Origin of the sequence: Enterovibrio norvegicus (genome assembly GCF_002876705.1) — a bacterium.
GTDB classification, from domain to species: domain Bacteria; phylum Pseudomonadota; class Gammaproteobacteria; order Enterobacterales; family Vibrionaceae; genus Enterovibrio; species Enterovibrio norvegicus_B.
In genome coordinates, this window is record NZ_MDAG01000014.1 from 60,134 (window position 1) to 85,903 (window position 25,770).

General features: G+C 52.4%; 22 protein-coding genes. All 22 read right to left on the minus strand.

The window, feature by feature from the left end; genetic code table 11:
• Positions 1–2: 2 nt before the first annotated feature.
• Positions 3–2,105 carry a hypothetical protein gene (locus BCT27_RS10065; protein WP_102395713.1) on the minus strand — a complete coding sequence of 701 codons (2,103 nt, stop codon included), beginning with the start codon at positions 2,103–2,105 and terminating at the stop codon, positions 3–5.
• Positions 2,102–4,807, minus strand: a complete 2,706-nt coding sequence (locus BCT27_RS10070) for a baseplate J/gp47 family protein (protein ID WP_102395714.1) — start codon at positions 4,805–4,807, stop codon at positions 2,102–2,104. Before BCT27_RS10070 ends, BCT27_RS10065 begins: the two co-directional genes overlap by 4 nt.
• Position 4,808: 1 nt before the next feature.
• A complete protein-coding gene (locus BCT27_RS10075; RefSeq protein WP_102395715.1) occupies positions 4,809–7,337 on the minus strand; it encodes a baseplate J/gp47 family protein in 2,529 nt (842 codons plus the stop codon).
• Positions 7,334–7,699 carry a GPW/gp25 family protein gene (locus BCT27_RS10080; RefSeq protein WP_102395716.1) on the minus strand — a complete coding sequence of 122 codons (366 nt, stop codon included), beginning with the start codon at positions 7,697–7,699 and terminating at the stop codon, positions 7,334–7,336. Before BCT27_RS10080 ends, BCT27_RS10075 begins: the two co-directional genes overlap by 4 nt.
• Positions 7,700–7,768: 69 nt before the next feature.
• A complete protein-coding gene (locus BCT27_RS10085) occupies positions 7,769–8,092 on the minus strand; it encodes a hypothetical protein (protein WP_074924852.1) in 324 nt (107 codons plus the stop codon).
• A gap of 190 nt (positions 8,093–8,282) precedes the next feature.
• A complete protein-coding gene (locus tag BCT27_RS10090) occupies positions 8,283–8,798 on the minus strand; it encodes a phage baseplate assembly protein V (protein WP_102395717.1) in 516 nt (171 codons plus the stop codon).
• Positions 8,799–8,843: 45 nt separating this feature from the next.
• Positions 8,844–9,971, minus strand: coding sequence for a hypothetical protein (locus BCT27_RS10095; protein ID WP_102395718.1), 1,128 nt, complete (start codon positions 9,969–9,971; stop codon positions 8,844–8,846).
• Complete coding sequence (locus tag BCT27_RS10100) at positions 9,971–10,330, minus strand: hypothetical protein (RefSeq protein ID WP_102395719.1); 360 nt, start codon at positions 10,328–10,330, stop codon at positions 9,971–9,973. The genes BCT27_RS10095 and BCT27_RS10100 overlap by 1 nt, the downstream gene beginning before the upstream one ends.
• Before the next feature lie 27 nt (positions 10,331–10,357).
• Positions 10,358–10,981 carry a CIS tube protein gene (locus tag BCT27_RS10105; protein WP_102395720.1) on the minus strand — a complete coding sequence of 208 codons (624 nt, stop codon included), beginning with the start codon at positions 10,979–10,981 and terminating at the stop codon, positions 10,358–10,360.
• Complete coding sequence (locus tag BCT27_RS10110) at positions 10,982–11,215, minus strand: hypothetical protein (RefSeq protein WP_102395721.1); 234 nt, start codon at positions 11,213–11,215, stop codon at positions 10,982–10,984. It lies immediately after the preceding gene.
• A gap of 29 nt (positions 11,216–11,244) precedes the next feature.
• Positions 11,245–13,038, minus strand: coding sequence for an eCIS core domain-containing protein (locus tag BCT27_RS10115; RefSeq protein WP_102395722.1), 1,794 nt, complete (start codon positions 13,036–13,038; stop codon positions 11,245–11,247).
• Complete coding sequence (locus BCT27_RS10120; protein WP_102395723.1) at positions 13,031–15,097, minus strand: ATP-binding protein; 2,067 nt, start codon at positions 15,095–15,097, stop codon at positions 13,031–13,033. The genes BCT27_RS10115 and BCT27_RS10120 overlap by 8 nt, the downstream gene beginning before the upstream one ends.
• Positions 15,094–16,410: a Pvc16 family protein gene (locus BCT27_RS10125; protein WP_102395724.1), complete on the minus strand. Its 1,317-nt coding sequence runs from the start codon at positions 16,408–16,410 to the stop codon at positions 15,094–15,096. Before BCT27_RS10125 ends, BCT27_RS10120 begins: the two co-directional genes overlap by 4 nt.
• Positions 16,407–17,429, minus strand: coding sequence for a hypothetical protein (locus tag BCT27_RS10130; RefSeq protein WP_102395725.1), 1,023 nt, complete (start codon positions 17,427–17,429; stop codon positions 16,407–16,409). The genes BCT27_RS10125 and BCT27_RS10130 overlap by 4 nt, the downstream gene beginning before the upstream one ends.
• Positions 17,426–18,370, minus strand: coding sequence for a hypothetical protein (locus tag BCT27_RS10135; RefSeq protein ID WP_102395726.1), 945 nt, complete (start codon positions 18,368–18,370; stop codon positions 17,426–17,428). The genes BCT27_RS10130 and BCT27_RS10135 overlap by 4 nt, the downstream gene beginning before the upstream one ends.
• Positions 18,371–18,397: 27 nt before the next feature.
• Positions 18,398–18,925 (minus strand): phage tail protein, encoded by a 528-nt coding sequence (locus tag BCT27_RS10140; protein ID WP_017009893.1) that lies wholly within the window; start codon positions 18,923–18,925, stop codon positions 18,398–18,400.
• Between the two features lie 70 nt (positions 18,926–18,995).
• Positions 18,996–20,939, minus strand: a complete 1,944-nt coding sequence (locus tag BCT27_RS10145) for a phage tail sheath family protein (RefSeq protein WP_102395727.1) — start codon at positions 20,937–20,939, stop codon at positions 18,996–18,998.
• Between the two features lie 603 nt (positions 20,940–21,542).
• Entirely contained in the window at positions 21,543–22,334 is a 792-nt protein-coding gene (locus BCT27_RS10150) for an ETEC_3214 domain-containing protein (RefSeq protein WP_102395728.1), read from the minus strand.
• 5 nt (positions 22,335–22,339) lie between these two features.
• Positions 22,340–22,501 (minus strand): hypothetical protein, encoded by a 162-nt coding sequence (locus tag BCT27_RS25650; protein WP_198597544.1) that lies wholly within the window; start codon positions 22,499–22,501, stop codon positions 22,340–22,342.
• A 15-nt stretch (positions 22,502–22,516) separates the two neighbouring features.
• The gene (locus BCT27_RS10155; protein ID WP_102395729.1) at positions 22,517–24,037 is read right to left on the minus strand and encodes a transglycosylase SLT domain-containing protein; all 1,521 of its coding nucleotides are present in this window, start codon (positions 24,035–24,037) and stop codon (positions 22,517–22,519) included.
• Between the two features lie 109 nt (positions 24,038–24,146).
• On the minus strand, positions 24,147–24,749 hold the full coding sequence (locus BCT27_RS10160) for an LPP20 family lipoprotein (RefSeq protein ID WP_102395730.1): 603 nt from the start codon (positions 24,747–24,749) through the stop codon (positions 24,147–24,149).
• A 2-nt stretch (positions 24,750–24,751) separates the two neighbouring features.
• The gene (locus tag BCT27_RS10165) at positions 24,752–25,741 is read right to left on the minus strand and encodes a hypothetical protein (protein WP_102395731.1); all 990 of its coding nucleotides are present in this window, start codon (positions 25,739–25,741) and stop codon (positions 24,752–24,754) included.
• Positions 25,742–25,770 lie beyond the last annotated feature (29 nt).

The window sequence follows — 25,770 nt, forward strand, 5'->3', positions numbered from 1 at the left end:
CTTTAGGTCACGTAGATCAAGCCGAGATCGAGACCAATCGGCAGAAATTCGTCGAGGCGAAATTTCAGCGCATCTTCTCGTTGAGGCTGGTAAAGGTGGTGATACATTCCCATTTCGCTGCCACTGTCAGCGCCGCGTCGGATTTCTTCAGGTGCTGCCAACAACACTTGCCCATAGGCTGCGTTGCCATAACGTAGCGCAGTGAACGCCGGCACTAACCGAGCGCGCACGCCGCGAACGATATGTGCACGTTCCGCATCGCTAAGGGTTGGGTTGCGCAGCTCTGCACCTTCAATGGCTTTCGCCGACGCAAATTGGGGCTGACAGTGATGCTGACGAGGAACACGAGAATGCGGAGGAATGTAAGAATATCGGGCACAGCCCGTTTGTCTTTGCTGCGCCCACACAGGGGCATCCCAATCGTCTACCTCGTCAAGCTCGGCATCCAACAGGGAATTGGAAATTAATGGGAAATATTTGGCGGCCACTTTGCCAATCACCGTGGTTTCACACAGTGTGAGTGCACCACCATGGGACAGCTCGCCAAGCGCTGAAAACGCCACGTTCGTGCGCGATGTTGCGTCGATCATGCTGTCTTTTACAGTAACGGATGCGCCTTCTACACAATGAATCGCGCCGAGAATCGAGCGCTCTATCTCTACCGTGACATTGGGGATTTCAACGACCAGTGACGGCGTCGTTGGTTGTTGAGGTTCGCCATCCATGGACAGGTGAATACCCGGCACCAAAGTAACATTGCGCAGCACCAAACGGCGAAGGGCATTGTTGCCATCATCAGGAAGCACCAAACGCCCGCCATAAAGGGTCAAACCGTCGATGACCACTTCTGCCTCTTCACCGCCAACAACGGTCATGTCATCACCATCAAGATTGATAAATGCACGATGCCCGTCTGCTGATCGCAGCGATAAAGTTTGGTCAACATCCACAGCGATCGCCAAGGGTTCGGTGAAGACGTGCGATACGGATATTTCTGCCACGCCGCCCGATACGAGGGTATCCAACGCGGGTTGAATAGACTCCCCCGCAGCAATGGTAAGCAACGGCGACAAACCTTGAATAAAACCCTCAGCCCGCGAGTAGTCGCCGCCCCCCACATCAGCACACATGCCGTAGTGATAGGAAATCTCGACCACATCGGGTTCGTCCATACTGGCGGGTAAAAAGAGTCGCCCGAGTTCTGGGTCAACCGAAATGCGATCGACAGGTGAATGCGCCCAATTTGCGCCGTCATCACTGAGGTTACAGATCTGGATCATGTCGTGGGTTTGCTCTATTCCGTCGAAGAACAGGGTGAAAGAACGCCCGTAAAACGCGGAAAGATGCGCGCCAGAAATACGACGACGAGCGAGCGGCACGGGCAGGTTTTCTTCGCTGGCAATGTGGTTAATGTCTGGCTCGGTCAGGGGCACGTTGAACATGGCGGTGTTGATGCCCATGGGGTTAAACAAGTAACGCCGTGCCGCCACCCTGAACGCGGGTGCGAGTGGTTGCCGATACGGGCGAAGTCGCCACAAAAACAGCCCAACATGTCGAAAATGGTGCCGCCCTTCCCCTTGGCTGATGCGCCCTGTGTCCATGGTGTAGCTGGCCGTATCAAAGGCCGAGCCTAGTGCATCACATTGACGACCGTTTCGAATGTCTAAGGTGTAATGTTCATTCGGACGCGGAGCAGCAAGGTGCTCAGGCCGTGCGAGTAATCGGAAAAATTCGACCACGCGAGACGGCCAACGCGTGGTGTCTGTCGCTAACTGTTCTAGCGTTAACGCGACGCCAAGACGACGAGCGAGGCGAATTTGATTTGCCGCAGCAGCTCGCTGGCTCACACCGGGAATTTCTGGGCCATAGCGATAGCCCACCAACTCACCAATGTAAGGCGCAGCCCATTCGTCGCAGGTTTCAATAAACTGATTGTCGTAAAGTCTGTCGGCTTCATCGCGCACAATTGCCGCTTGTTCCGCCAGAATTTCCATTAGCGCTTTGAGCGGAAAGCCCTGCTCCTCATCGCGCTTGCGATAGACCTCGGGCAAGCGCGCATAAAGGGCATCTGGCGATAACACGCTTGAAGACATCATGCTGCTCATAGGCTGGTCTCCAAATAATCCAAGGGCGCAGGGTGCAAACTTAAGATGGATGCGCCAACAACATCATCGCTAAGCCATTCCGCCATCGGCGCGGCCAATCCATCTCGTCTCTCAGGAGTTGCGCCGCTGTATAAACGGTCGATCACCACCGCATCAATGCCATCAATTTCGTGAAGGATCGCGATGATCTCACTGGCAAATACGGGCTGACCGAATTGGCGTGCATCAAACGACAACGTCTGACGCAGTGCGCTTTCGGCCGCCGTAGCAACTTCATCCGGCAAGTAATCGGGATGGACTTGAAGACGCACGCCCAATTTGAAAAAGGTCTGGCGATAACTGCGCAGTAAGAAACGCGCAAACGGGTCGCCCGCTGCGGTGAGTGCATCGGTCAGCGTGGTGTGCAAATCGCTGCCTTCTGGCACGGTTGCGCCTTCTTCCGCCGCCACACTGACAATCACCTGCGGGCCGGTTGGCAAATGCAGCCATTGAGAGCTGGCTTTTGCGATGCCACCAAAGCCTTGCGCAAAATCCGCATAGTTGGTGAGCGACACCACGCGCCCTAGAGTACGGCAGGACAAAGGCGCGCTGAGGCGAATGGCCTCCTTGCCTTCTGGGTCTGCGCCGCCATCGGCATGAAGCAGGTTTTTCACCGATTCCACACCAAGGGGTTGGCTCATCAATAGATTAAGTTGCCCTGCTTTCACCCGCCCCATTAGGCCGTGGGTTTTCCGATAGCGGGCACGAATGTTTTGCTGACCATTCCCCGGCATGGCACCGAGTACGCCATCCCCAAAGGCAATGTGGCTGTAGCCTTCTTCGTCAATGCGAGAGGTATACACGCGGTCTGACTGCGAAGCATGAAGGAAATGCGGAACAGGATGCCAAAGGATGTTGTTCACCCGCACTTCAAGCGTCGGTTTTACCCCCGTCGCCGTTTCAGCCGGCACAAAAGTTTGCGGCGCTTGCTTGGAAATAAAATGCATGTGTGGCATTGCCGCACCATCGCCCAGCACTTCTGCGACGGTTTCACCTTGTGTGGCGTAAGCAATGTTGGCGGCAATGCGCAGATTCTGCGGCAAATAAGGCGAGCCGATCGCTTCAGTGAAAATCAGCTCGGTTCCCGCGCCGAGTGTCAGATCGTGGGTCACGGTTTGAACAGTACGAGTGACAATTTCAGGCTCATCACCAAAACCTTCCGCTAGCCCGTGCAGCATGACCGTTCGCCCTGCTTCCAACCCCGGATACCATCCGTTTAGTAACACGGTGTTGGTGTTTTCATCCATGGGCGCTTCAATCGGCGGCTCTGCCAAGGTCAGCCATTCGCTCGCACCAAACGCGGTGGTTTTTCGAATCGCAAATCGGTTGAAGTGCTGTGAACGATCTAACGTCAATCGGGTACTTTTTCCCGTGACGGCAAAGAAAGACACAGAAAGATCTGCGGCATCCTCCACGCGATAGCGTGCCCACTGTTCGCCATTGCGCAGCACAATGTCGCTGCCCACGGCAATCTCTGCCACAGGGCGATCGAGGAAAATCTCGTTGCCGCCTTCGTCCATCAATTGCAGCGAGCCACCATCCGCCCATGTGTTTTCGGTTTCATCGGCATAAGGCCCAGGCTCGATGCCTTCAACAACCACGCCTGAACTGTTTTCGGTGTACACAGGCACGGAGCCCGTCAGTGAATGATGCAAGCTAGATAAGGGCGGTGCGGCATTGCCAAAAATGGCCGCCGATGCACGAAACACCAGCACTTTTTTGTCTGCACTGCTCATCTCGATCAGCTGGGCAAAAAAGGCTTTCTCTTCGACGTTTTCTTTCTCTAGTACTTCCACCAATTCGGCGGCATCCATGGCTTTGTCCGAGTGTTCTTCTGCCACCCCCACCAGCACTTTCGGTACGGCAATCGCCGCGGCACTGCCCGGCAACGAAACAGGTTCAGACGCCAACGGCGAGACCGTCACCCACGTCAGATCTTTCGCATCGGGGTCGTTGGCGATATCGGCAATCACGGGCGTTACCGCATTGACCACACCAAAAACGGCTGTGCCATCGTCGGCGTAAAAGAACACCGCATCACCCGCTTTCAGGCGCGTGTTCATGCCTTCAAACGGCAACCGTGTTGTGGTGGTGGTTAACGGATGAGGCGCGGTGAGCTTAGGGCGAATCGCATTCCATGCCGCGCGGGCGGGCAAATCATCGAGGGTTTCGTAGATGACCGGCGTTTCATCTTGCCCCGGCGTGCTTTGTACTTTCGTGCCCGCCGGAATGGTAATCAGCTCTGGAATGCCCTCACCCGCTGCAATGTGAAACGCTAGATCTGCCGTCGCGGCTGCGCCGGGGTGCGGCACATAATCAATCAAGGCGGCCATTTCATGCAGCGAGGTATTTTCCTGTGCGGTGCGAAGGTAGGCTTCGTTAAGCCATTGTTCGCTGTAAAACGTCAACACATCGCAGCTCGCAGCCCATGCATCGATCAAGGCAAGGGTAAAATCGTCTGAGTCGCGCGACGTTAATGTACCAAGCGCGCCATATTTTGATGAGGATAGTCGCGCCACCATGCTTTGATAGAACGCGTTGTGCTCCCCTGCGCGAAAATCAACGCGGTACAAACCTGATGCGTTATTCGGTGCGTCTGGCGTCAACACCGACGTGCCTTCACACGCGCCACAGGATGAATGTCCGGCGTAAGAATTTGCCATCTCAGCGCCCTCCTTCCATGTCTAACAAGAACACGCCATTGCCGGGGTGACTCATGTCGTTATCCACCCGCGCAATTTCGGTTCTTGAGAATTTCAGTATTCGCTCAGACAAGCCGCTGGTTCTCGGATCGCCGAAGCGACGAAAACGCGTCGCCTTTGCGGCAATCACGCCCTCCACGTTTTGTGCAGCGGCGATCAACGGCGACAAATGCAAGGTTTCCCCCGCGCGGAACTGGTCAGGATGAAGCAAACCCAAACGCCCATTCGTAAGGCGTTTTGCCGAGAACAATTTAAGAAGCACCTGCTGAACATGGGATTTGGAGGCATTCTTGGCGAGGCAAACGTGCAAGGTGATTTCGAGTGGCACGTACACGGGCGTTGACACTTCAACATCGTGCGCTGCAAGGCGATATTTCTCATAGTGATTACGCAGCTCGGTGCGTTGCTCATCCAACATCCCAACGCGACCTTTCGGATCGGGCAGCGCGAAGGTGGTTATCCAACTGCCGGTATGGACATAGGCGCAGCTGACATCTTGAATCCACGCCAAGCGTTGCCCGAGGGTTTTATAGTCTTCACGGGTCACGGCGCGCTCTTGGGTTTTGAACAGGAAAGGCGCGCGTTTTCGAATGTTGGCATTGGTTTCAGGGTTTCTGCCGCCTGCTCCCGCGGTGATGTTTCTGACCGCCGTCACTTCGGGCAATGGAAGCGCGAGGTGATGAAGTTTGTCAGCACCAATGTGCCCCGCAGAGCCAATGCCTACGCGGTAGGTCGCTGAAAACGCGGTGCCTGATAACGGACGGCGACCGAACACATTGTCGCCAAATCGCAAACTTACCGCCCCGTCGCGTTCCACTTCGGGCTTAAACACCCGCGCCGCACTGTCGCTGGCAAGGATGTCGCGCACCGGGTCGTAACTCAGGGTTTCCACCCCATCATCACTTTGCAAAGCGATATTGGGATAGGTATCAGCAGGAATGGGCGTGCGCAACACATCTGACGCGGCGACGGTATCCGATTGCGCGAAATAATCGGGGCTGAAAGTCAAAGGGGCATAGGCCAAATGCGGTTGATAACGCGGCGGAACCAATTCGGCTTGGCGAGGTTCACACCCCGTTTCGGCGCAGTTGCCTGATTTTCGTTGTTTGGCCTCGCGCCCTTTACCGGGTGCCCACGCCAAATACGGTTCAGGCACCGAAGGCAAGGCTTCGTTGCTCAATGTTTGTCCATGATCGACCAACACCATGTTGCCGCGCGCCACGCTGACAGGCTCTATATAGCGGCGACCTTCTTCGATAGAGGTTTCAGAGGAAATACACACAGGGGTGCGAAGTGCATCTCTGCCATGCCAATGGATCAGGGTGATTTCATCCCCTGTGACTGGGTCGGTTAGCGGATCGCCGCCTTCGTCAAACGCTTGGGTCTCCGTCAGCAGTACGACGTGGCGATGATCGAGAACCGCATCGGCATGATTTCCGGTGTTTGCACCTGTGATTTCTTCAATGGCGAGATACATGCCAGCATCAAGATCTGGTAAATGCCCCGCCAAGGTGGCTTGCGTCGCGCCTCGTGGTAAATGGCACCGCGCATCGCTCCAAGTGTAAAACAGCATTTCATTGTGAGCGGCAAATAGACCCGCAACATCATGGCACGTTTCATACACGGCCCGGCTTTTCATCAACAATGCATCGTCCCGCGCGAAGGTCACGGGTTGTTCGTTCAATCGCGTACACACCGCACTGCCTTGAGGCACAACCCCGGTGCTTGGTGCCATCGGCAATACATCGCTGGAAACCGATAAATGGCAAAAACAACGGGCATTGCAACCTTCATCCACCGCGTAATCGACAATACGTGTCAGGCGACTCAGGGAGATGCGAGAACGCGCATGATGCAGATAGGCTTCGGTTTGCGCGGCATCCTGCTGGTAAGCAATTTGGTCGGCGGTATACGCCAGAATATCCACCAGCGCGCTAGACAAATCCGCGGGGTGTCCCGTAGCAAAGGAAGGCGATGCGATGGCCATGCGATCGAGCATCATTCGGCGGAAAGAGTGGAAATCCCGTGCGGTGTAGTCAATGTCTGTCTCAGGCGCTGGCTCATCAGGACAATCGCAGTCAGTCAAACAATCAAACGGGGTAGGACATTCCACTTTGAACGAAAAGGTAATGGAAGACAGCACAGGATCAAGGCTTGGCGGCGGTGCAGGGTTTAGCGTGCTGGTCACGATGTTCAGCGTATACGGCGAGAAATCCCCCGGCTGCGCGAGTTCGATAACGACAACATTGGTTTGCCCATCCAAGCCCATGGTGACGCCAATCACTTCAACGGCAGCGCCACCTTCAAGGCGGATGTTGTCAGCATCTAGCACGAGGCCGTTAGGCGCATTGACAAGGTGAAGATGCAGAAAACGCTGTCGGTCTTGCGACACGGCGGCGGCAAGATCCAATACTTCCACAAAGTCGATGCCATTGAGGGCGGTTCCTCGAACCGCTTCACGGCGACGTTGGTCGCAACAGAAATACATCATCCTGCGGCCTCCCGTGTGAAACTGGCAGATTGCGGATCGCCGGAAGGAAGCAGGTTGTAGCCCACATCAATCTGCAAAGCTGATCCGATGAAATTCACCGTCACTTCCGTCAGTTCAATGTCGTCTGGCATCCATGTTTGTAATGCGGTGGCGACCAATGTGCGGGTTTCTTCCGCCACGACATCACCCGCAGGCGCAAACAGCAGTCGACCTAATCCGCAGCCAAAGGTTGGCATCATCACCCGTTCGCCGGGTTGCGTGAACAGCACTTGCTCGATGCGATCGCGGATCAGATCAGGACGCACCGTTGTCGCGGTTCGCCCTTGTGTATCTATGCGATATGGAAAGTCAGGGTAACTCATGTTTCGTTCACCTCTGTCGCTGTTATTCCACGGCGATACGACACCGTGACTGTTGCCAATGCAAAGAGCCTAAGACGCCACCACGCGGGGTTGCACCACGGATGGGATCAGCGGTGTCCCTGTCGGCGCACACACTGATTGGCTCGTGTTCAACACTAAAGGTTGCCCTAAGGAAAGTACGCGCACCGTTCCCGTTACCCACTGCGCAGTCACGCATGGGCCGTTACCTGCCGTTGGTGGTGGCATCGCACAACCCGCCACCGTGTAAGGCGCTGTCTGCAATACCGTGGCATTGCCCGACACCATCACTCTGGGATTCGGTACTGTCGGATTCGCCTGCCCGCCGTGAGAACACATAACGGTGGCACCGACATGTAGCAAATTTCCTGGCATACCCTCTCCTCACTCCACTGCCACGACACGTTTATTACTCTCTAGCTTTTGCTTTTGCTTTTGCTTTTTCTGCTCTTCTGCTCTTCCTGCCCTTTCTCGAATCTCTTCTCTCGCTTCTCGCCCTTCCTGCTCTCCCTGCTCTTCCTCGAATCTCGTCCCTCGCTTCTTGCCCTTCTCGCTCTTCCTGCCCCTAAGTAATCGTCAGCGCCCCGCTGTTAATATCCACCGTCGGCCCGACAAGATTGATCTGCGCGCCTTTCCCATTGGTGATGAAAATGCCCGCGTCCGACACTGACAAGGTCACGCCCGTGGCGGTTTGTAACGTGATGCCACCCAACCCCATTGGCCCTGCAACATCACTGATCACAATGCCGTTCTTCGCCATGGTCTGAAGCGTAATGGCCGAAATCGGCGCAACCGCGGTTTTTGCCATGCTAGGAATGTCTGATGCGGCCCCTGCGTAACAGCCCGTCCATATGGGGTAATCAACATCCCCTTGCTCGAATTCAATCCAGACCCCAGCCCCAATGGGCGGAACCGAGAAGATCCCTGAATTCAGGCCAAGAACAGGCAAACAGGGCAGGCACCAGCTCCCCGGCGGCATGCCCGTCGCATCAGGTACGGTGGCGAGAATGCGGCCTTGCATCATAGGGTCGACGTTATTCACCACGGTGCCGCGGTATTTACCGAAGTATTTTCCGGTCATTTTTCTCTCTCCGTTTCATTGTCTCCACTTCACGCATGCGATGAGTCATACAGGCACCCTACTCACTGTCGACAACAAGCCATCTCGGCGCAGCTCAAACGTCTGCTTCAATTCACCTTCGCTCAAGGTGGTGGTGACTGAATCGACATAGTGAAGCCCATTGAAGGCATGCCCTGCCCCCCGCACTGAGACGTTTTTCCGTGCTTCCAACAAACCGCCATATGCCAATACGTCTAAGGTGCCGGTCATTTTTACGGCACGAACCGCCGATTTTGCGGCTTTGGCTAGCCCCACCAGCGCCGCTTGAACAGGGGAATATTTTGCCGTACCTGTGATTGGCGCTTCCTTCAAAGGAATGGGACGCACAATGCCCAAAGGGGGATTCAGGGGGTTTACATCAGGCACAGGAAGGGTGATCGGCACTTTGGTTTGGGGATTCATGATGGTGATCGTTGGTAATACCGCACTTTGGGTATCCACACTCCCCGATAACGAAACGACATTTCTGTGGGCGTCCAAATCATCGTTAAGTGGTTTTTGCACTTTTCCGAGTCGAACATCAGGCCCCCAATAGGCAACGGATACGCCAACTTGGTCGGTGGGTTCGATGTAAAACACATACCCCACGCGATCAGCCAAGGACATGATGTATTTCAGATCTGTCCCTTGATGAGACGGAATACGTTTTGTGGGGACAGGCACATCAATCAGCACGGAGGGAATCACTTTAGGGATCAGCCCCAAGAAGGCATATTTCGCCAATACCAAGTTGATGCGCGCAAAATCAGGCATGGCGGGATACCGCATAAAGCTGAAATCGATGTAATCCAATACACGGCTTAAATCCTCCCCCGTCAGTGTCAATCGAGACACCCCAGGCGCAGCACCGGGTGAGACTGCGTGATCAGTCACCACGCCATCCATTAACACGGATTTCTTGCCGAACATTTCTACCGCAATCACAGTGCGAACCATTGGGATAGGGCTATTCGCAGACAGCAGAAACACCGTATGCAGTGGCGAGTTGTTGTCGATTTCAAACACCAGCTGAAACCCTGACTTGCCCGTCGTCACTGAACTGACCTCACAGGAAATGAACGCATGAATCACGGCTTTGGTAACCGGCACAGGCGCAACAGGACCAATGTACAAACTCATGACAACATCAGACATTAGCGCCCTCCAGTACCGTTCTCAGTGTCATCGGATTTCAGCGCAATGCGTCGTCCAACTTGGCTGACAAGCTCACCGGGGTGTTGCACCAAGTTAGCATCGGCGATACACCACCATTTTGACGGATCGGCATAATACGCCGCACCGAGCAGGTCGAGCCTGTCTCCTTCACGAACAACAAGGCTTTGCACGCGTTCCGTTGACGCAGGCTGGGGAAGGAAACGACGACTCACAAACACCCTCTCTGTACCATTTGCATCTGTCATTACGCGCAACGGCAAACCGACGTAACGACTGTTCGACGTAAAGTCTGCGGTCTCTTCCGTGTTGCTAAGCAAATAGTGAGAAAGATCGGTCATCTTGCTGCCCTTCTTTGGGTGAGAAAATCAATTGTCTAACGCGGGTTTCGTCGCTTTGCTGGCCTGACGTTCCAGTCCTGCCAAGTAATGCAGAAACAATGACGACGCAGGGTGATCAAAACCCAGATCATCAACAGTCAGCACTTGTAAATTCACGCTGGCTTTGGCGCGAAGAGGGTTGAGCGCCGAATTAAAAAACTCTTCTTGCAGCGATAAGCTCGTAAAACGCACAGGCACCCTACGATTCATTCCCCAGCTAAACACTGGCAATGGCTGAACCATGGGAATGATGGTGAGTTTGCCTTGTCGGGCAAGGGCGTCGTTATCCATCAATTGTCGGCGGCTTGGCGTGATCAGCCCACGTAACGCAGCAATGTAATGACCAATGCCATACTCCAAAGCTTCACGATCACCACGCTCCATCGCGTCGGTAGCATCCAAGGTCGCTTCGAAACTAATGGATTCTTTGGGCGGCCCATTCAAGCGCATCGGCTCTGTGCGCGTTTGTGAACCGGCAGGTGATTTCACCTCAAACTGAGTGCTGAGTGTGGCGGGGTTAATCAGCAAAGGTATGGCTTCAATAGGCTCACCACTTTGTTGGTCCAGCAACACAATGCCGCCTTTTAAGAAGTTCGGCTGACTCGATAACATTTAGCGCCCCCTTCCTGCTTGTGTGCGGGTTTGCAACTGATGCATCACGGTTTCCGTCGTTCGTACGATGGCTTGCTCTCTCGCGAAAGCCTGTTCCCGCATGGATGCAGAACCTTCAGAAATACCTGTCGGCCAATGCTCCACAACCGCATGCGATAACGCACTATATACATCGAGATACGAGGCGTTATCCGGCAACGAAATGTCATCAATATGGAGATTTATCTTCATCATTTTCTCCCCTAAAACGTCAGTGCAAACCGTTAAGGCATCGCCAGATTGGCGGGTGCCGTCCACCACAGAGGTGGGGCAAGCGATGGGATCATCCGGATCCCGCGATAAATCAAATATCCAATCCCAACCGCAGCAGCAGCCTTCGCCGCAGGGCGCAAATCTGGCATTTGCGTTGGCGGTGAAACCGGATTGGTAGGACGAGGCGACGTGGGTCTCGGCGTCTGAGGTTGCGGTTGTGGTTGCGGTTGTGGTTGTGGCTGCGGTTGCAGTTGAGGAGCGACGCGCGGCACGGGTTGTGGTTGCGGCAAGACAACCGGCACAGGTAAATGAATGCGAATACGGATGCGCCTTGGCGCACGGCGGCGTTGCGTATTTCGACAACGGTAGTAGTAGACACCGTTAGACGTCGCCCCACCCGTTGGTGGCCAGACGGACAAATCTTGTAGCGGATTGGCAACAAATGGCATGGTCGGAAATGCGTATGACCACATGGTGGTTGCAGGGCCGATGATGCGGGTGTAATTCGCCAAATCTCGGTTTAATTGCGCTTCCGCATCGGCTTGTCGGCCATTGAGCCAAGATGCGGGTTTGATTTCCCCTAGCTCATCCAACATCGGCGCACTCGTTGGCGGATACTGCTTTACCATGTCTGGGCGTGTTGAACCGGGAATTTGGAAACCAGGGTGACCATTCCCCAAACATGGTGTAGTGGGCGAGATAGCTTGATAGAGCAAGCCACAAAACCCGCCGATTTGACGATGTGCAACTATCCCGATTTGGCCCATGGTCATCGCAGGCACGTTACAGCCAGCAACAACCGCGCGCTGCACAACACGAGGCTGACCTGACGCACCACCGAGTAATTGCTCTGCACTATGAGTGACACCATCGAGCGACTTGGCTTGCGCAACGCCAGACGCGCCAATATCCTGCCCAACACCGACGCCTTGATTCGGGATTGCCCCAACTTGAGAAATCAAGTTGCTGGATGGCGCAGGGTCTCCCCCAATTTGGTCGATGGCCGATTCGGGTATCAGGTACAAGCTATGCTGCGCGTCTTCGTATTCGCGTAAGCCATTAAACATACTTTGCAGTTCATCCTGATCAAACGCTTCACCAAGGAATTCTAAGTCATGCGCAGGATCATCCATGCCGACCACTTGCGCCGATTGAGAAGCATCCATATCACGCTGCGCCCAACGCCCAACAGGGCCTGATGGTGTCGCGAGCTGAAAGGCCTTCCCTGCCGCAAAGGCTTCACCACCACGGTCGGCTTCTTTTTCGTATGCGTCGCCTGTCCCTTGCAGTTTCGCGAACGACAACCCTCTTCGCTGCTGCATAACATGGGTTAATTCGTGGCCGATAAGCTGCAAACCTGATGTTGTGTTCGGTTGGTAGAAACCTGAACCGAAATACACGTCCGATCCTGTTGTGAAAGCTTTGGCCTGCAGGGCACTCGCATAGGTTTGCGCTTTTGCACCCGTATGGATATTGACGTCAGGTAACGCGGTACCAAAGGTTTGTTCTGCTCGCGTACGAAGCGCCTCAGACAGATTGCCCGCTTGAACCGACGACGAGGAAGACGATGGACGAGATAAAAATGCGTTGCTGGCTAACGGTGACGCGGCGGCTTTTGCTGCACATGCCCCACACGCGTTTCCTTGTGGCGCGGCGTTTCCACACGCGCATTTGCGCTGCACAATTGCCGAGTTCGAGAAAGACGGTTCGCGTTGCGGCGCAGCCGGTTTGGTGACTTTACGTTCAACGGCCTTGTTCGGACTGCTTGAGGGCGTTGGTTTCATTGTGATTGCGTGTTCAGCCATAATCCAAGTCCCCCGCTTTCACTGGTCTATCAAGTTTTTGCAATTCCGCCGATGCCGCTTCCATCAAAAAACGCATCGCCACGGGTTCGTTTTGCTGCGCAGCGAGAAATGCACCATTGAGTGCGACATTGTGGATGCTGCCACCCGTCAGGTTTAAACGTGACAAACGCACAGGATCAACATCGTCTGAGAGCGGTGTTTGTGGCGGAAAGACGGAGCGCCAAATGCGTTCACGCTCGGCCGGCCCTGGGAAGGGAAAATCCACCACAAACCGTAATCGGCGTAAGAAGGCTTTATCGATAGAAGATTTCAGATTGGTCGCCAAAATCGCGAGACCACGGTAACTTTCAATGCGCTGCAGCAAATCATCAATGCCGATGTTGGCGTATCTGTCATTGCTGCTTTTCACGTCGCTACGTTTGCCGAACAAAGCGTCTGCTTCATCAAAAAATAGGATCGCGCCACACTGCTCTGCTGCCTGAAACAGTTCGCGCATTTTCTTCTCTGTCTCGCCGATGTATTTGCTGATCACGCTCGACAGATCGATGCGGTATAAATCCAGTTCCAACGCACTGGCAATGGCTTCTGCCGCCATGGTTTTCCCCGTGCCGCTGTCGCCACAGAACATGGCGCTGATGCCCATGCCTCGGCTCATGCGCTCGCGAAATCCCCATTGTTGGTAAACACGATTTCGTAACCCCACTTGCGCCGTGAGTTGTTCAAGCATGGTGGTTTGCTTCGGCGGCAGCACCAAGGTTTCCCAATTGGCTTTGCAATCAATGCGCAGCGCAAGGCGCGATAATGCTGTCGAAGAATGGCGTTGGCACGCTTTCCAAAGCGTGTGTTCAACGTGCGATCCGCCCGGTTCGTGAAGCGAAGAAATCGTGACCAATTGTTGAATGTCGGATTGACTAAAAGAAAATTGCTCCGACAAACGCAACGGCAAATCTGCATAGGCGTGTGGCAACAGTTGCCGCCAATATTGCTCTTGTTCCGTCACGGTGGGACGCGCCACATGAAGCGAGAAGCTATGTGGAAAAATGCCCATGGGCGAGTCCCCTGCTTCGAGCACAACCACGCCATGAATACGATCGACAAATTGCTCAATGACATGCTGACGTGAGGGGTCGTCTGCGCCTTCAATCACCAGCAACAACGGTGACAGCCCTGCTTCTCGCTGCCACAAACGGGATAGCGCATCGAGGTCATTGGCATTGGTCGGTAAGCTCGTGGCGTGTAAACGGTGCAGGTTCATGCCAACGCTCACAGCAAGTGCGTGTGCAATGTTTCGCTTGCTGGTTTTGTCTTCGCCATACAGTTCGATAATTGCGCGATGTGACTGAGTGTGTACCTGCATCGTTTGCTGAATAAAGCGCAAGGCCCCCATGCGTTGTATTTCTTGCGAGGCGCTAAGTGGCATTTGAGCCGCGTGCTCCCTTGTCGGCTCTAGCATCACGCTCAAGCGTTCATCCAAGTAATTCACACCGCGGACGAAATTGAGAATACGTTCGTCAGGGGAAATGATGGCATCGCTCGCGCCAATGGATTGCCACTCAATCAGCAACCAATAACGCAGCGGGGAGTGCGGTGAAAATACACTTCTGTCGCTCTCACCACCTTGGTCACTTAACCCATGTAAAGAGAGCGCCATCCCGATACTTGGATTGGTTTGCAGCGAATTTCCGGACATCGACGCGCAGACCTTACTCACATCGCTGTCCAGTGCTGCGCTTAATGAAAGCGCCAATGCCGTTTGATCCACACCATTTAAGCCAAATTGCTGCACGAGAAGGGTAAAGGCGGTCGGCGGCTCAGTGACATACTGGCGATGGATCTCACTCAAAGGACGTATATTTTTACGCTCACCCGGCCCTGCAAGGGCAGGTTTTGAAAGAATGGCTAACCCTTCTTGCACCCACGCGATAACGTCAACCATGTGGCTGTGATTCGCCTGTTGCCAACTCATAAACGATGCGGATTCGTGAGTATGTTCCGCACTGACGCTGGAAGTAGCATTGACGTTCTCTTTGTCTGCATCGAATCGAAGGATGTCGGTCATGCTGGCACCACCACGATTTGCGTTGGATCATAAATCGGCGGACGCGGCGTAAAGTCAGGGGCAATGGGCGGACGATCACGCTCAATGAACCAACTGTCCACACCGTCTACACGGATTCGAACCGGATAATTACCCGCTGCGAGGGCAGAGAAAACAAAGGTCAGTGTGTCTGTCGCTGTGGTGATCTCTTGGGCGCTCGCCCCTTCACTGCCAAGCCATAGCGTCGCTTGTTGGCCGGGATGCAAATGCGGCGAAACACGGATGGTGACCGTGATGCTTGATGCGGCTCGAACCATGTTCAGTGGCGGTAACGTCAGCACAGGTGCAATTTGCACCGTCAGTTGATTCGACGTTTGCGCAGACCCCGCCACATCATGATGAAAGAGTAACGAATAGGTGCCCGACGCCCACACGGCGGGGACGTTAGGCACTTGCATGGATTGCCCACGTGCATCGCCGCCAGCTTGTGCCATGACAGTGTGTTCAATGTTTAAAGAAGGATGTAGGTGAGACAATGAAAACCTTGGGTTCGCACCACCCATTTCTACACCTTCCACATCAAGCACGTCGTTGACACGCGCGCTGGACTGCAAAGCTGGGGTGATCACTCTGCGAATCAATGGTGAATCTGGTGCGAGAGTTGCGATCACCATTGGCCCTGAATCGTTTTCACCAATGGTCAACACGGGCAACACATTGTGGGTTGGTGCATTCGATTGAATGATCACGGTGGAAACGCGGTATGTCATGGACGGACGATATTGGCTCTGTAACGCGCTCCACAATGACGACATTTCGCCAACTGGCAAAGGATGGGGCGCAATACGCAGTGCTTCTGCTTGATCGGCCAAGCCAGTGTTAGCCAGTGCTTGCAGTAAAGGCGGTAAGCCCGCTGCAATGGCGGGAGAGGGATTCAATGCCGTTTGGATTTCAGAACGCGTAAACCCAGGGTGTTCATGCAAAATCTGCATCGCATAACCCAATAGCACATCATTGTGCAGGTCTGCCGTGCCGTAGGCGCTGACAAGATAGTAAAGATCCAACGCCAGCGGCGTATTGTTGACCCTTTGCCCATCACTGTTTCGTGTCGGTAAGCCTTGGTTCGCCCACGCGCCGTTCACTTCGGAGTGATACAGAAACACATTCAACGCTGGTGCGTTGTTTTCTTCTTGCGCCAACATCTGATCTGGCGGTAACGCGTGTACGGGCACATTGGTATTCACCACCGCCGCCACGTCGTGATCCACCAAGCCGTCGTTGAGCAAGTCACGCATCAATTGGGTGACGCCTGCAATCGCTAATGCACTGCTCATCGTTCACCGTCCTCACGCTGACGAAGGTAGTCATTAAGCGTCATTGCAGGCTTCCACGCTGGGCGCTCGCGGGCAACGTGCTGAGGTGAATGCGTAGAGGACTGAGGCTGCGCTGAAGCGGTTACCGTCACCTGCCCGATCGTTACATTCACCGACACATAGCTCTCAGCGTGTCGGCGCTTCGCGGCAAATTGCTTCGCCTGTTCCAACTGATGAGTGCGTTCTGACGACGATTGAAGAGAAACATCCACACTCGACGAGGCTTGGCTGTTAAGCACTTTTGACGATGGTTCAACGGAAGAAGATGGTGACAAAATCGAGGCAGCCACATCGTGCATATAGTCACCACGCATCGGTGACGTTTGATGAGATTGGGTATTTACCGATGCCACGTTAGCGTCTTCGTTTCCGTTTTTTCCGTGCATTAGGTCATGGTGTGCACGCTGAACAGATGAAGGTGGTGTAAATTTCCCGTCTGAACCCTGCCCTATTGGATTCAATGCTGACGTATTGTTCGAGGACGAATGCGCAAGGCGCGAGCCATGTTGAGAAAGTGAATCATCCGTCGAAAATGTGGATGTAGAAGATGTAGATGATTGAAGTGTCGAGCGATCTGAAAATTGCTCCGTTGTACGGTTAAGCGTTGTCGTGTTGTTAAGCGTGGTCGTGTTGTTATCAGAGCGACCTGCTGTATCTCCCCCCTTCGCAAAGGGCGCTCGGGCGTCATCAGAGGTTTCTTGGAACGACGATGTCTCAAGCGGCGAAATGGCCACAACATTCGACGCTTGATTTGGGTTCGAAGACAATGAAGAAGGCGAAGAGGCTAGTGACGTAAACGCATCGCCCCTTTCTCCTTCTGATTGCCCCAAATCCCCTTGGCTAGGTGTCTGCGTTGCAGTGACAGATTGGCTTGAAGGCATGCCCGCCGAGATCCCCGAATAGTAAGACGGGATCATCGGTTTCAAAGTCTGTTGACCTTGCAGGTTTCGCGTGAGGTATTGACCGAATAGACGACTCATGAGATCACCATCGCGATATGTTGACGACGACGCGCCGGACTCATCGATAAGATGGCATCACTCGACCAACCATAAGCGGTGGCAAGAATGTGCACATCCCACAGTTGTTTCTCAACATCAGCGGCGAGCAGGGCCCAATACTGATGACCAATGTCAAATTGATGCTGCGTTTGTGCCCCGCATTCGGGGCACAATGCATTCAGCGAAATAATAGTCAGCGGCTCGATACGCAGCATTTCTTGTTCCAACGCATCCAAGGTGCTGGTCCATGCTTTTTGCTCTTCGCTCTCTAACCCTTTGTCCTGTTGCTCCCTTTCGTTTTTTTTCCGTTCTGTCGCGCTGCCTTGGCTGTGTGTATCAGCAAACACGGCACACAGATCGTTGAAGCTCGCTTGATCCAGCAATCGTTCGCACACTTGCTTGGTGGTTATTCCACCAGGGTTGTTCGAACGGCTGGAAGACGCTTGAATTAGCGCAAGGTCTTGTGTTGTTGGTAATCGAAACCGATATTCGTCGCCGCTAAACGCAATAAGGTAGTAAGACGGCACGTACACATCGGTGTCTACTAATGAAGCCTGTGTATGTTGGTGCTTGTATTGGTTCCCACTTTCATCGCGGCTGCCAATACAAGACACCGCGGCTTTTAACGTATCAGAGCTGCTTTCAAGCAAGTCTGACACGGTGAACGTCAGCTGCGTTTTGGTATCACAGGCGTGACAACGCCCTTCAACTTGAATGCCTTCACCGAATTGGCTGCGATATGCCAATAGCAAGGCATGATCTCGCCCTACTAGCGTCCAACGCTGCAATGCGTCGAACGGCACTGTCGGCAGATGGGCTGCCAAGATGGTGATTGCGCGTTGGGCAGGCGATAACTCCATCGCCGATTCCCAAAGGGCAACACGCTGGTTGTCGTCTAATGACGCGATACCAACACGCATTTTTCTTACTCAACACTCAGCGCAGGATCACGATTCAGGATAAACAAAGCTTGGCTCTTTCGGCACGCTAACATCGTTGCGCTCCCACCCTTCGTTTTCCAACTTCACTGACTGGATCATGAACGCCGAACTCGACGCATCCAGTGCAGGAATGGCTTTGTAATCCGAAACCCAACAGGCATGAATGGTGTAACTCATCACCTTCTGGCCGGCTTCGTTGAGCACTTCTAAAATCAGCGTCTTACGAAAATCAGCCAGTGATACTTCGCCACCAAGATCAGTACCAATTCGCCACACCTTGTTGGCCCATTGTTCAAACTGCAGATTCTCTGTCACACCACGTTCTAACGTTATGGCCTCAAACTTGGCTTGCCCAGGCGATTTGCGAGTATGGGATGGGTCGCCCCCTTCTCGGTATTCCAACACTTCCACCGAGCGGCTCAGCCCAGAGACTTTTTGAACCGCTGCCAACACGTCGCCACCCATCTCTTTCACGATGAATTTGTAGCCGGGATACGGAACAATGCGTTGACCATTTACATTGAGTTGCGACATGTCGCCTCCTCGCAATTATTCAAATTCATTTGCCTTAAACACGCCCTATGAGGCGTCGCCCTTCACGCCTTTAGCTGCCACTGTTGTTCATGAGCTGTAAACTCACCACCACAAACTCCGCAGGATTTTTCGGCGCGAATCCCACGAGTACATTCACACGTCCCGCAGCGCGGTCAGCGGGTGTGGTTGTTTCTGCATCACACTTGACGAGAAAGGCCTGTTCAGGCGCAGAGCCTTGGAACGCTTTTTGACGGAAGAGTCCCTGCATAAAGTTAGTCACCGCGATGCGGATCTCTGACCAAAGAGGCTCATCATTGGGTTGGAAAACGGCCCATTGCAGACCACGGAAAAGGGATTCCTCAATAAAGAGTGCGGTGCGTCTAACGGGGATATACGCCCACTCAGAGGCCAGTGCATCGGCTCCTCGTAGTGTTCGAACGCCCCATGCAATGTTGCCGCTGATGCCACCGTTTCGAAGACAATTAAGACCAATAGGATTCAGTAGGCCAATTTCATTGTTGGTGAGGGAGTGATTGAAGCTGATAACATTTCGAAGACCTGCGGTAATCCCCGCAGCCGCGGTCCATACCCCAGACTCAGTATCTTTTCTGGCATAAAGCCCCGCGACCGTTCCGCTCGGTGCTATGGTTCTGAGGCGATTTTCGTTGTTCGGATCGGGCACTTGAACACGCGGATAGTAGGCGGCGGTGTTTCGATGACGAAGCCCTGCTCCTGCCACTTCATCGAGCCAATCGCTCGCTTCCTCCACGCTGTTCACGTCATCTGGCGGATCGATCAGTAAGAATGCGCGTTGTTCTTCACAGTAACTTATCGCAGGACTGATCACGCTCGACATTGCCGCAACACTGCCTAAATCTGAGGCTTCAGGGATCGACATGATGTTAAATAGGTCTATGTCTTCCAGCGCATACATGCCAGTCCGCAAAGCGCGATTTCCGCGAAGTTGTTCAGCAGTTGGCGTGACGCCGTCCGTTCCGGGGGTGGCCCCCGTTTGATGTCCTGCCACCACATTGTTCATGGCATATTGCTGAACGTTGGCTTCTGCACTGCCCGCCAGCAGCATCAACACTGTACCTGCATCCCCCGCTGATTCATTAATAGAAACCATCTGACCCGAACGGTATTCAGGAGAGTTTCTCCCAGAGAAAATCGCGATGCGATCAGCGCGAACGACCACCTGACACTGCGCCCATAATGGATCTTCCGGTCGAGTGTCTCGAATAGCGTTTTGCAGCATCAAAGCCGCTTCGGCGATCGTAGTGGGTTTGGTTGTCGCAACAATGGATACATCATGAGAGCCCGTGCCTAAATCGACTTGAAGTGTCGTGTTATCCGCCATATCGGCGTACGTATTGACGGTTTGTACACCAGAATAGAAACCTGTTGGTGCAGGCATATCGGTACCGGCATCGGGAAGTTCAAGTTGTACCATGAGGGAATCATCATTGACCACGCTCAACACATTACGGGGGTGCGTTGTCACCATGGAAACGTTACGAAATGCTTCGCTACGAACGGGGACTTCTAGCCCATCAACATGGCGGATTTCCGTTACTAAAAGGTTGAATAAATTGGCGGGATCAGACGTGAGGTAATCAATATCAACACGAATGTGGTTGTTCCATCGACCGGGGTCTTCAACCAGCGCGTCTTGTATTTGTCGACCCGCGATAAAGCTCAGCGATGTAGCACCATTCCAGCTTTGAACTATCATGTCGCCCGTTGTCCCACCGCCAACACGAACAGCAACTGCCTGACCACCGCCATTGAGATAGAACTGAGAAATGGCATAGCTGGTTTCACTGTCGGTATGCACACCGCCGAGATGGGTGTCGAAATCACCAACATGAAACAGGGTCACGGGCGAGTTGAGTGGTCCTCGAGAAAAACCGCCAACAAACGCGGCGATAGATGTAGCTACGCCGCCGATAGAGCGACTACCACTAGGGATTTCTTGAATGTAAACGCCCGGATATGTGAGTGCGACTGGCATGGAATACCTCCTCAATCGAGACAATGGCGCAAGATCTTTTTACCTCTGGTGCAAAGTAAGTCGTTATGAACAGACCTCAAGTTTGCACGCCTTCTAAACACCGCTGCGCTCGATGGATCAATGGAATTAACGTCAACAACCAAGTGCGTTTCAACTTCCATGAAAGTAACTCAAGAAGAAAAACAGCGTGTGTTAACTCAAAATTTTGAACATTGGATCAGCAACGTCATTCGAGAGTATTAGTGCTTAGATACACAAAGGATGGGGTGAAATCGGGCGGGACGTTTGTCGCGGAGTTAAGAGAGTCACATTTGAACGCTGTATTTTGGCAAAAAAGTACGCCCGTTTTACTCTCATAATTTCAATGTGTTACTGTAAATGTAATCCTTATCATCAGTTTTTTCTTATTTAAGTCCAACTTTTTTTACGCAAAGTGAGAAAGACTACTTTACTGGGCATTTCATAAAACATTCACCCCTTAATTTGCTCAGTTTTCCGGATGATACGATTAAGAGAACGAGAGACAAAAAGGAGCCATTTGGCTCCTTTTTTAAGACAACGTTAAACGCTAGCTATCATTGCTCGATGAGCATTCCTCGGTGATCATTGTTCAGTGATCAAACGGTACTCAGACAAGGTCAAAATGGCACTTTCCAGTACATCCAGACCAAGAATGCTATAGCCGTAAAAGTTCGGCGTAATGGCATCACGCAGCGCGACCGCAGGTTTTGTCACGTCATCGCCCAGCATCATGCTTTCTGACAGCGCATCAAAAAGACGCTTCGTATTGTCATCGAACGGCCCAAGAAACTCGCTATAACCCGCCACAGAGTTGTACAAATTACTGAAATCACCTTCACTATTTTCTTCAATGTAATAGCTGACTGAGCGTGATGAGTTCAAGCGAATGTCATTCACCATTTCGTGTGCAGAGAAGGCGTGTTCAAGAAGAAGCTCACCGCCTGAATGCTCGTTGGTGTTGGGAGAAAAACCCTCTTCAGGAAAAACCAAGAATGCTGAAATTGCGCCGTCACGCGTCACTGCTGACAACACAAAACGTTTGTCTTGGTAGTATTTGATGAAATCACCTGACATGCTTTTCTTGATGTATACAGGCGCACCAAACGTCTCTTCCAACACATCTTCAGATGCGCGAATATAAATGCGATCCAACTTATTGTGCGAAGGAATGTCAGTGAACTGGGACAAAGAGAGGGTATATACCTTTTCGAGCGCATCCATGGTGTCATTAAGACCGCCCAGAGCAATGGCGATAATGGAAACGAAAGCAATGATCTTTGCCCACTTTTCACGCACACGCTGACGCAGGTTGCGTTCCATGATCTCTTCTTGCACTTGTGGGCAAATTTGTTCTTTATTTTCTACCAAAGACATGTGTCTTACCCTCTCAGATCTTCAAGTTTTTCAATGGCGGTATCGATCACTTGCTCACTGATGGCTTCGATGTCGTCTTCGCTGATGTAACGTGTAATGTCGTCAGAAAACCTTACCCCGATAAATACGCCAAACCCCACCAGCGCAAATACAATATATTTCAACATTTTTGTTCTCCGACACTACTTATAGAGCGCGATACGGGCGCTCACTTTCTTCAAATAATTCTTTGTTTCGTCGTATGGTAGATTGTTAATCATGTGCTCATACACTTCATCTGGCGTCATCGCGTTGATCACGTGTGCCGCTTTACGAATGTTGGTTGAACGGTCTGCGTTAAACGCACGCGCCACGTTACCTGCACCCGTGTTATAGGCAGCAATTACGCAGTACATGCGGCTTTCTTCGTTGGTAATGGAACGCAGGTAGCGGGTATTTAGAATGTTCAAATACGCCGTGCCTGCTTCAACGTTAAACGGCGGCACATACAGGTCATCCGCCTTCATTGGTGCATCGATTTTGTGGACCTGTTTGTTCACATCATGACCCGCACTGGTTGGTACCACTTGCATCAAACCATAAGCAGGGACATGCGATTTTGCATCAGGACGGAAAGACGATTCGCTGTGCATGATGGCCATGACTAACGCGGCTTCTACATCCCAACGCTCACTCTCTTTTTCAACCAAAGGTTGGAATTTCGACGCGCGAGATTTCAAGGCGTTTTCCGGTAATTTCACCGTGTAACTGACGATCTTCTTCTCAGGTTTTACCGCTACTACAGGTTTTTCAGTAACAGCAGGCTTCACGACAACAGGAGGTGCCTTAACCTCGACGGGCGTTTCAATTTCAACCGCTTGCTCTGCAATCACTGGTTCTGGTTTGTTGGTTTCAACAACCACGGCAGCTTCTTTCTTCGGCTTCTCTGCCTCAACAGTAGGCCTCACAGCCGGTTTGGTCTGAGGTTTTTCTGTTGAAATTGGTGTTTTAGCCACTGGCTCAGGAATGCCAAGCTCTAAGCGCTTTTGCTTGAACTGCGCAGACAGCGCTTCAATACGGGTCTTCGCTGATGCCAATAGTTCTAGTTTTTTGTTGTACGCACGCTCATAGATGAATGCGTCGGGAACCCCCGTGCCAGAGCGAATCAATCGTTCCGCTTGCACATCCAACTCCTGCATTTGTGCATAGACGTGATCAACGATGAAGGCTTTCTCTTTCTTCTCTTGCTCGGCAGAGTAATCCACCGCATCAATGCGCTTTTCTGCTTTCGTCAGTTCGATGACTTGGCCATCAATCTCAATCTTGCCTTTCGGCAGTGCTGATTGATCAACGTTGCCGTCTGCATCGACAAGCACCGACACCACTGCGGTATTGTTCTCGTAATCGACCACTTTTTTGACTGTGTTGTCTTTTGCGTATTCAACGTGTTTTGTTTGATCAGACAGCTCACCACTGCCCCATTGATCAATCAGAGTTTCACGCTGTTGATCGATGTCTTTGGTGTATGCCTCTCGCCACGCTTCATATTCTGACAAGTAAGCATCTAGCCATTCGTGGAACTGTGCTTTTTTCTCTGATTGAGACATGTTTGCACGCTTAGATTCACGCTCTAGCTCATCAAAAGAATCTGATGCGTATGCAACACTCGTAGATAAAACCGCAGCAATACACGCGGCGACAATTTTCATTCGACCCAATGACATCTGGTAATTCCTAGCCACATAGAAAAAGAGGCTATCTGGCGATAACCTCATAAGGTAAGGGTTTGAAAAGCACCCTGCTGAACCGCAAGGTGCCTCAAAAGATTCAGACTTAAAGCTGTTTCAGAGACTCAAGCGCGCTCGCAAGATCTTCCGCTGCTTTTTCGTTATTGAACTGGTTCCACAACGCTGAATCTTCAGTCACAGCATCAATTACGCTGTTCATGTTGGCTTTGTAAGCTTCTTCATCCATGCCCACTAGCACGTAAAGGCCACCTGAAGGACTGGTTTGGCTAACCAACACTTTACTGTTAGTCAGGGTGCGAGAAACAACGGTCTTGGTGACGTTCTCAAACACTTCCATAACAGATTCAGTCGTGCCAACCGTCGCATCAGTTTGTACTGTGCTTTCTACTGCTTGCTTGAACATGTTGTTCACGTCAGTTTCGAACTGAGAAGCCAGTGCTACACGCGCTTCACTTGCTGCAATTCTGCGCATTACGCTCATGCCCGCTGCGCTTTTCTTCGCGTAACCGGTCGCTGCGGTTGCGATGTCAGATGGCATCACGTCACAAATCCAGCCTGGTGCGTTGTCTTTTGGAGAATCTGGGAACGTACACGCCGCAAAGTTTTGGCTTTGTTCAACAGTTTGGTTGTTGCTTGAGCATGCAGAAAGCATCAGTGCTAACGCAGTGGCGACAATGGCTTTTTTCATTATTACAGGCCTAGCTGGTTTAGGTGACATAGTGGGTTCAAGATTGGGCACTCTTCAGGTACCACTTTCGCTGAGTCACCTTTACGGATTCGCAAAGACATTTCTTCGTCGATAGCAACCCAAGAGAAGTTTGGCTTCACTGCATCCATTTCATGCTTCACAACATAACCTTCACCTAGAGTGAACGTTTCAATGTCGCCTTCGTCAGATTTGTGAATTTGAGAAAGGGTAATGTCTGTGCCTGGCTCTAGCTTCTTCTTGCTACCCATAGCAACTTTGACCATGGTGCCCGCTTCACACTGACGCATTGCAGTAACAGGAGCAGAAGGTGCTAGCAGCTTTTGAAGCTCAAAGTTGTACGCTACCGCTTTCTCTGCCGCTTCACTCGCCATGCCTGTGTATTGTGCGTTTGAAATTGGGCAACGAGAGTTGTTTGTTTCAGTCGAGCTGTAATCACTCGCACCTAGCTCAATACGCTGAACAAGGTTCATGTCTGGAAGTGAAACCACTTTCGCAACGGCTTTCACTTCTGTGGTGAACGAACATTTAGCAGGAACGTATTTCGTCTCGCCGTCATCGTTTTCGTAAGAGTAAGCTTCTGAGAAAGAGCTAGACAGGTTGCTTGCTGTCACTTCTGTGATAACTGCTAGGTCAGCGATTGGCACACCCGATTTGTTGTAACGGCCGCTTTGCTCTGCCAGTTTGATTTCGCCTTTCAGCTTGTTCGCCAGTTTGCGATCAACCAGTTTAGCGCCCGTACCTTCAATGGTGGCTTCCAAGTCGTTACGGAATACGGTTTGAAGACGGCCTTTAGCAGCGTCTTTAAATTCCATGTCTACCGGAAGAACGATCACTTTCAGTTCGTCAGATGCTTTCGCAGGAATACCCGCTGTTTCCATCTCGATTTCGGTACCCGGAGGACATACTGCCGTTACACCACAACCTGTTAGCGCTGTTGTAAGCGCGACTGCCACTAACCCTTTCTTAAACACTTTAGATACTCCAGTGTGAATTTATCGTT